Origin of the sequence: Streptomyces sp. CC224B (genome assembly GCF_030010595.1) — a bacterium.
GTDB lineage: Bacteria > Actinomycetota > Actinomycetes > Streptomycetales > Streptomycetaceae > Streptomyces > Streptomyces longispororuber.
In genome coordinates, this window is record NZ_JASCXL010000125.1 from 20,010 (window position 1) to 27,991 (window position 7,982).

A 7,982-nucleotide genomic window follows, 5' to 3' on the forward strand; every position below is an offset into this window, starting at 1 on the left:
AGGGGTGTTGGCGGGCAGGTCGGGCACACGGAGAGAACGAGCCGAAAGGACACCCAGATGAGCGGTCCCGTATTCACATGGTGAAAGCGGCACGAGCCGTTCAGGAGGCGGATCCGAACGGGTCCCGGCAGTCTGGAATGACTCGAAAAAACGCACGTTCTTACAAGGGTAGGCTCGACAACGGCCGGGGCGATTCCCACGCCGCCGGCATTCGACATGTGGAGAGGAGCCCTGACCCAGGGTGAGCACCAAGCCGACCACCACAGACCTCGAGTGGACCGAACTGGACCAGCGGGCCGTCGACACCGTCCGGGTCCTGGCCATGGACGCCGTACAGAAGGTCGGCAACGGCCATCCCGGTACGGCCATGAGCCTCGCGCCCGCCGCGTACACCCTCTTCCAGAAGGTGATGCGGCACGACCCGGCGGACGCCGACTGGACCGGCCGTGACCGATTCGTGCTCTCCGCGGGCCACTCGTCACTGACCCTGTACATCCAGCTCTACCTGGCCGGCTTCGGCCTGGAGCTGGACGACCTGAAGGCGTTCCGCACCTGGGGCTCGAAGACCCCGGGCCACCCGGAGTACGGCCACACGGTCGGCGTCGAGACGACGACGGGCCCGCTGGGCCAGGGCGTGGCCAACGCCGTGGGCATGGCGATGGCCGCCCGGTACGAGCGCGGTCTGTTCGACCCGGAGGCGGCCCCCGGCACCTCCCCGTTCGACCACTACATCTACGCGATCGCCGGCGACGGCTGCCTCCAGGAGGGCATCTCCGCCGAGGCGTCCTCGATGGCCGGGCACCAGCAGCTCGGCAACCTCATCCTGCTGTGGGACGACAACCACATCTCGATCGAGGGCGACACCGGGACCGCCGTCTCCGAAGACACCATGAAGCGGTACGAGGCCTACGGCTGGCACGTGCAGCGCGTGGAGCCGAAGGAGAACGGCGACCTCGACCCGCGGGCCCTGTTCGAGGCGATCCAGCAGGCGAAGGCGGTCACCGACAAGCCGTCCTTCATCGCGATGCGCTCGATCATCGCCTGGCCGGCGCCGAGCGCGCAGAACACCGAGGCCGCGCACGGCTCGGCGCTCGGCGACGAGGAGGTCGCGGCCACCAAGCGCGTCCTCGGCTTCGACCCGGAGCAGAGCTTCGAGGTCTCCGACGAGGTCCTGAACCACACCCGGGGCGCCCTTGAGCGCGGCCGCGAGGCGCGGGACGCCTGGGAGAAGTCGTTCCAGGAGTGGCGCGACGCCAACGCCGAGCGCGCCGCGGAGTTCGACCGCATCGCCGCGGGCGAGCTGCCCGCCGGCTGGGAGGAGAAGCTCCCGGTCTTCGAGACGGGCAAGGCCGTCGCGACGCGCGCCGCGTCCGGCAAGGTCCTCCAGGCGCTCGGCGGGGTCATCCCCGAGCTGTGGGGCGGCTCCGCGGACCTGGCGGGCTCGAACAACACGACGATCGACAAGACGTCGTCGTTCCTGCCCGCGGACAACCCGCTGCCCGAGGCGGACCCGTACGGCCGCACGATCCACTACGGCATCCGCGAGCACTCCATGGCCGCGGAGATGAATGGCATCGCGCTGCACGGCAACACGCGTATCTATGGCGGTACGTTCCTGGTGTTCTCGGACTACATGCGCAACGCCGTGCGCCTGTCCGCGCTGATGCACCTGCCGGTGACGTACGTGTGGACGCACGACTCCATCGGCCTCGGCGAGGACGGCCCGACCCACCAGCCGGTCGAGCACCTCGCGTCGCTGCGGGCCATTCCCGGCCTGAACGTGGTCCGTCCGGCGGACGCCAACGAGACGGCCATCGCCTGGCGCGAGATCCTGCGCCGCTGGACGAAGGAGTTCGGCAAGGGCGCCCCGCACGGCCTCGCGCTGACCCGCCAGGGCGTGCCGACGTACGAGGCGAACGAGGACACCGCCAAGGGCGGCTACGTGCTGTTCGAGGCGGAGGGTTCCTCGGGCGAGAGCGCCGAGCCGCAGGTCGTCCTCATCGGCACCGGCTCCGAGGTGCAGCTCGCCGTGGAGGCGCGCGAGCAGCTGCAGGCGGCGGGCGTGCCGACGCGGGTGGTCTCGATGCCGTCGGTCGAGTGGTTCGAGGAGCAGGACCAGGGGTACCGCGACAGCGTGCTGCCGCCGTCCGTCAAGGCACGCGTGGCCGTCGAGGCGGGCATCGGCCTGACCTGGCACAAGTACGTCGGGGACGCGGGCCGCATCGTCTCGCTGGAGCACTTCGGCGCTTCGGCGGACGGCAAGGTCCTCTTCCGCGAGTTCGGGTTCACTGCCGACGCGGTGGCCGCGGCGGCTCGGGACTCGCTCGCCGCCGCGCAGCGCTGACGCCCGTATCAGACGAGTAGGAGATGTAATTCCATGACAGACGCACTCAAGCGCCTCTCCGACGAAGGCGTCGCGATCTGGCTGGACGACCTGTCGCGCAAGCGGATCACGTCCGGCAACCTCGCCGAGCTGATCGACCAGCAGCACGTCGTGGGCGTCACGACCAACCCCTCCATCTTCCAGAAGGCCATCTCGGAGGGCGACGGCTACGACACGCAGCTCACCGACCTCGCCGCGCGCAAGGTGACCGTCGAAGAGGCCATCCGCATGATCACGACGGCGGACGTCCGTGACGCCGCCGACATCCTGCGCCCGGTCTTCGACGCGACCGACGGCCAGGACGGCCGGGTGTCCATCGAGGTCGACCCGCGGCTCGCGCACGACACGCGCGCCACGGTCGCCGAGGCCAAGCAGCTCGCGTGGCTGGTGGACCGGCCGAACACGCTCATCAAGATCCCGGCCACCGAGGCGGGCCTCCCGGCGATCACCGAGGTCATCGGCCTCGGCATCAGCGTCAACGTCACGCTGATCTTCTCCCTGGAGCGCTACCGCGCGGTCATGGACGCCTACCTGGCGGGCCTGGAGAAGGCCAAGGAGCGCGGCCTGGACCTGTCGAAGATCCACTCGGTGGCGTCGTTCTTCGTGTCCCGCGTGGACACCGAGATCGACAAGCGCATCGACGCGCTGGGCACCGACGAGGCCAAGGCGCTGCGCGGCAAGGCCGCCCTCGCCAACGCCCGGCTCGCCTACCAGGCGTACGAGGAGGTGTTCGGCTCCGCCGACAAGTCGACACCGTCCTCGGACCGCTGGGCCGCCCTGGACAAGGCGCACGCCAACAAGCAGCGCCCGCTGTGGGCGTCGACGGGCGTCAAGGACAAGGCGTACAAGGACACGATGTACGTCGACGAGCTGGTCGCGCCGGGCACGGTGAACACCATGCCGGAGGCCACGCTGGAGGCCAGCGCCGACCACGGGCAGGTCACCGGCAACACCATCGCCGGGCAGTACGAGCAGGCGCGCGCCGACATCGACGCCCTGGCGGAGTTCGGGATCTCGTACGACGAGGTCGTGCAGCTCCTCGAGGACGAGGGCGTGGAGAAGTTCGAGTCGTCCTGGAACGACCTGCTGAAGTCGACCGAGGCCGAGCTCAAGCGACTGACCCCTTCGGAGGGCTGACACCAGTGAGCGCACTTCAAGGTGCGAATCCGCTGCGTGACGCCGCGGACCGACGGCTCCCGCGTATCGCGGGGCCGTCGGGCCTGGTCATTTTCGGCGTTACGGGTGATTTGTCCCGAAAAAAGCTGATGCCCGCCGTGTACGACCTGGCCAACCGCGGCCTGCTCCCGCCGGGCTTCGCCCTGATCGGCTTCGCCCGCCGCGAGTGGCAGGACGAGGACTTCGCGCAGGAGGTGCACGACGCGGTCAAGCAGCACGCGCGCACCCCCTTCCGCGAGGAGGTCTGGCAGCAGCTCATCCAGGGCATGCGCTTCGTCCAGGGCAACTTCGACGACGACGAGGCCTTCGAGCAGCTCAAGGCCACCATCCAGGACCTCGACAAGCAGCAGGGCACGGGCGGCAACTTCGCCTTCTACCTCTCCGTGCCCCCCAAGTTCTTCCCCCAGGTCGTCCAGCAGCTCAAGAAGCACGAGCTCGCGGACGCGCCGGCGGGTTCCTGGCGGCGGGCCGTCATCGAGAAGCCCTTCGGCCACGACCTGAAGTCGGCCCATGAGCTGAACGCGATCGTCCACGAGGTGTTCGCCCCGGACCAGGTGTTCCGGATCGACCACTACCTGGGCAAGGAGACCGTCCAGAACATCCTGGCACTCCGCTTCGCCAACCAGATGTTCGAGCCGATCTGGAACCGGTCGTTCGTGGACCATGTGCAGATCACCATGGCCGAGGACATCGGCATCGGCGGCCGCGCGGGCTACTACGACGGCATCGGCGCCGCCCGCGACGTCATCCAGAACCACCTGCTCCAGCTCATGGCCCTCACCGCCATGGAGGAGCCCGCCTCCTTCGACGCGGACGCCCTGGTCGCGGAGAAGGCCAAGGTGCTCGGCGCCGTACGGCTGCCGAAGGACCTGGGCCGCGACACCGTGCGCGGACAGTACTCCGCCGGGTGGCAGGGCGGCGAGAAGGCCGTCGGCTACCTCCAGGAAGAGGGCATCGACCCGCAGTCGAAGACCGACACCTACGCCGCCGTCAAGCTGGAGGTGGACAACCGCCGCTGGGCGGGCGTCCCCTTCTACCTGCGCACCGGCAAGCGCCTCGGCCGCCGCGTCACCGAGATCGCCGTCGTCTTCCAGCGCGCCCCGCACTCCCCCTTCGACCACACGGCGACGGAGGAGCTCGGGCAGAACGCGATCGTCATCCGCGTCCAGCCCGACGAGGGCATCACGGTGCGCTTCGGATCCAAGGTCCCGGGCACGTCCATGGAGATCCGGGACGTGTCGATGGACTTCGCGTACGGCGAGTCGTTCACGGAGTCCAGCCCGGAGGCGTACGAACGGCTGATCCTGGACGTCCTGCTCGGTGACGCCAACCTCTTCCCGCGCACGGAGGAGGTCGAGCTGTCCTGGAAGATCCTCGACCCGATCGAGGAGTACTGGGACGCCAACGGCACGCCCGCGCAGTACCCCGCCGGCACGTGGGGCCCGGTCGAGGCGGACGAGATGCTCGCACGAGACGGACGGAGCTGGCGCCGGCCATGAAGATCGACCTTACGGACACCACGGCCAGCAAGATCAACAAGGCGCTCGTGCAGGGCCGCCGCGCGATCGGCACCCCGGCGGTCGGCATGGTCCTCACCCTCGTCATCGTCACCGACGAGGAGAACGCCTACGACGCCCTGAAGGCGGCCAGCGAGGCCTCGCGCGAGCACCCCTCGCGCACGCTCGTCGTCATCAAGCGCGTCTCGCGCTCCCCGCGCGACCGCACGTCCTCGCGCCTGGACGCCGAGGTGCGCGTGGGCGCCGACGCGGGCACCGGCGAGACGGTGGTGCTCCGGCTGTACGGCGAGGTCGTGAACCACGCCCAGTCGGTGGTGCTCCCGCTGCTCCTGCCGGACGCCCCGACCGTGGTGTGGTGGCCGGTGAACGCCCCGCTGGACCCGGCCCAGGACCCCCTGGGCACGCTGGCCCAGCGCCGCGTCACCGACACGTACGCCGCCGAGCGGCCGATCGAGGAGCTGACCGCGCGCGCCGAGGCCTACCACCCCGGCGACACCGACCTGTCCTGGACCCGGATCACGCCGTGGCGCTCCATGCTCGCGGCCGCCCTGGACCAGGTCACCTGCGAGGTCACCGCCGCCGAGGTGGAGGGCGAGGAGTTCAACCCGAGCGTCGAGCTGCTCGCCATGTGGCTCGCCGACCGGCTCTCCGTCCCGGTCGAGCGCACCCTGTCCACCGGGCCCGGCCTGACCGGCGTCCGCATGGAGACCACGTGCGGCCCGATCGTGCTCGACCGCGCGGACGGCTCGCTCGCCACGCTCTCCATCCAGGGCCAGCCCGACCGCGCGGTGGCGCTCAAGCGCCGCGAGACGTCGGAGCTGATCGCGGAGGAGCTGCGGCGCCTCGACCCGGACGACACGTACGCGTCGGCGCTGAGGTACGGCGTGGACCGGCTGGGCGAGGCGACGCGGGCGGACTCGTCGTCGTCGCTGCGGCGGTCGGGGGACGAGGGGGCTGGGGCTTCCGGGGGCTCTGGGGCTGCTGAGGGCTCTAAGGCTTCTGGGAGCTCTGGGGCTTCTGGGGCTGCTGAGGCCGAGGGGCGCGACGGCGGGGCGCGGGGCGACGGCTCCGGGGCGGCCTCCAAGGCCGACTCCAAGGCCGAGTCCGAGGGCGCCTCCGCGTCGAAGGCGGCTTCCTCCGGGAAGGCCCCGGAGAAGAAGGCTCCCGCGAAGAAGGCTCCGGCGAAGAAGGCCACGTCGGACAAGTCCTCGGCGGACAAGTCCCCGGCGAAGAAGGCCACGGCGAAGAAGGCGGCCGCGAAGTGACCACGCCTCCCCAACTCGTCGTCCACCGCGACAAGGAGCTGATGGCCCAGGCCGCCGCGGCCCGGCTCATCACGAAGATCGTCGACGCGCAGGCCGCCCGCGGCTCCGCCTCCGTGGTCCTCACGGGCGGCCGCAACGGCAACGGCCTGCTCGCGGCGCTGAACTCGGCCCCCGCCCGCGACGCGGTGGACTGGTCGCGGCTCGACCTGTGGTGGGGCGACGAGCGGTTCCTGCCGGAGGGCGACCCCGAGCGCAACTACACGCAGGCCCGCGAGGCCCTGCTCGACGCCGTCCCGCTGGATCCGGCGCGCGTGCATCCGATGCCCGCCTCCGACGGCCCGTACGCCGTCGGCTCCACCGCGGACGGCGCGGACGCGGCCGCCGAGGCGTACGCCGCCGAGCTGGCCGCGGCGGCCGGGACCGAGCACTACCGCTCGGCCGCCGCCGACGCGGGCGGCCCGGTGCCGGCGTTCGACGTGCTCATGCTGGGCGTCGGCCCGGACACGCACGTGGCCTCGCTCTTTCCGGAGCTGCCCGCGGTCCGCGAGACGGAGCGCATGGTGGTGGGCGTCCACGGCGCGCCGAAGCCGCCGCCCACGCGCGTCTCGCTGACGCTCCCCGCGATCCGCTCCGCCCGTGAGGTGTGGCTGCTCGCGGCGGGCGAGGACAAGGCGAAGGCCGTGGCGATCGCCCTGTCCGGGGCGGGCGAGATCCAGGCCCCCGCGGCGGGCGCCCGCGGCCGCTCCCGCACCCTGTGGCTCCTGGACGCGGCGGCGGCGTCACAACTGCCGCGCGACCTGTACCCGCCGGCGTCTCCCTGACGCGGGACCGGCCTCACCGGTCCCGGCCGCACGCGCACGGGAAGGGCCCCGGACGTTCTCACGTCCGGGGCCCTTTTGCGTGGTGGCTCACCAGCGCGTCGCTGTCAGAAGCCGTCGCAGGTCGCGGAGGCGAAGCGGCCGTCGGCCGTGGCGGTGTGGGTGGTGCCGTCGGCCGTGACCTTGCACCGCACGGTCCCGCCGGAGGCTCCCGTGGTGACGACGAGCGTCCCGCCCTTGACGAAGCCCTTCGTCTTCTCCGCCTTGCGCCAGGGCAGGTCGACGCCGCTGGCCTGGTTCTGGGAGAGGTCGCCGTCGCTGTAGACGGAGTACATGACCGTGACGTCCTTCGCGTCGCCCGTCACCTCGTACCGGACGTCGATCTCGCGCTTCGACTCCTTGTCGACCTCGTGCCCGACGCTCGCGATCAGTGCCGTGCAGCCGCCGAACATCAGCAGGGCCATGACCAGGAGGACCCAGGGCCACTTGCGGCGCTTCTTCGTCTGCGGTGGCGGTACGGGGGCGGCCCAGCCCTGCTGTTGCGTCATGTCCGCCATGCTTCAGCGGAGCGGACACCCGCATCGCCCGGACCGTCAGCGGCTCAGCCGAACGGGTGATGGCCGGTGTTGACACGGCACCCATGGCGGAGGGGACACCGGCGGTCGGCAGGGCGCCCATGGCGGGGGGGCGCCCGCGTACGGACCGCGGGCGCCCGGCTCCGCTTGGCTCAACGGCCGCGCAGCTCCCGGTACTTGTTGACCAGTGCGGTGGTGGAGGGGTCGAGGCCGGGGACGGTGGTGCCTTCGGTCAGGGCCGGCTCGAC

The 7,982-nt window shown here is 71.2% G+C and carries 6 protein-coding genes; 5 read left to right on the top strand and 1 reads right to left on the bottom strand.

Annotated features, from left to right (window positions below; all coding sequences use genetic code 11):
* The first annotated feature begins 241 nt into the window (after positions 1–241).
* Genes tkt through pgl form a run of 5 tightly spaced genes read left to right on the top strand, consistent with a single transcriptional unit; the run spans position 242 to position 7,162 of the window.
* Positions 242–2,344: a transketolase gene (gene tkt / locus QK440_RS34480; protein WP_282797193.1), complete on the top strand. Its 2,103-nt coding sequence runs from the start codon at positions 242–244 to the stop codon at positions 2,342–2,344.
* A gap of 33 nt (positions 2,345–2,377) precedes the next feature.
* Positions 2,378–3,520: a transaldolase gene (tal, locus tag QK440_RS34485; protein WP_282797194.1), complete on the top strand. Its 1,143-nt coding sequence runs from the start codon at positions 2,378–2,380 to the stop codon at positions 3,518–3,520.
* A gap of 5 nt (positions 3,521–3,525) precedes the next feature.
* Positions 3,526–5,058 carry a glucose-6-phosphate dehydrogenase gene (gene zwf / locus QK440_RS34490; protein ID WP_190135998.1) on the top strand — a complete coding sequence of 511 codons (1,533 nt, stop codon included), beginning with the start codon at positions 3,526–3,528 and terminating at the stop codon, positions 5,056–5,058.
* Positions 5,055–6,341, top strand: coding sequence for a glucose-6-phosphate dehydrogenase assembly protein OpcA (gene opcA / locus QK440_RS34495; protein ID WP_282797195.1), 1,287 nt, complete (start codon positions 5,055–5,057; stop codon positions 6,339–6,341). The genes zwf and opcA overlap by 4 nt, the downstream gene beginning before the upstream one ends.
* Before the next feature lie 41 nt (positions 6,342–6,382).
* Complete coding sequence (pgl, locus tag QK440_RS34500; RefSeq protein ID WP_282797197.1) at positions 6,383–7,162, top strand: 6-phosphogluconolactonase; 780 nt, start codon at positions 6,383–6,385, stop codon at positions 7,160–7,162.
* A 104-nt stretch (positions 7,163–7,266) separates the two neighbouring features.
* Here the strand turns inward: pgl and QK440_RS34505 are convergent, their stop codons facing one another.
* Positions 7,267–7,707, bottom strand: a complete 441-nt coding sequence (locus QK440_RS34505) for a hypothetical protein (protein ID WP_282797196.1) — start codon at positions 7,705–7,707, stop codon at positions 7,267–7,269.
* Between the last annotated feature and the right edge of the window lie 275 nt (positions 7,708–7,982).

What these genes read in the sequence shown, in the direction of transcription:
- tal (WP_282797194.1), top strand. Translation starts at nt 2,378, where the DNA reads ATGACAGACGCACTCAAGCGCCTCTCCGACGAAGGCGTCGCGATCTGG.
- opcA (WP_282797195.1), top strand. Translation starts at nt 5,055, where the DNA reads ATGAAGATCGACCTTACGGACACCACGGCCAGCAAGATCAACAAGGCG.
- pgl (WP_282797197.1), top strand. Translation starts at nt 6,383, where the DNA reads ATGGCCCAGGCCGCCGCGGCCCGGCTCATCACGAAGATCGTCGACGCG.
- QK440_RS34505 (WP_282797196.1), bottom strand. Translation starts at nt 7,707, where the DNA reads ATGACGCAACAGCAGGGCTGGGCCGCCCCCGTACCGCCACCGCAGACG.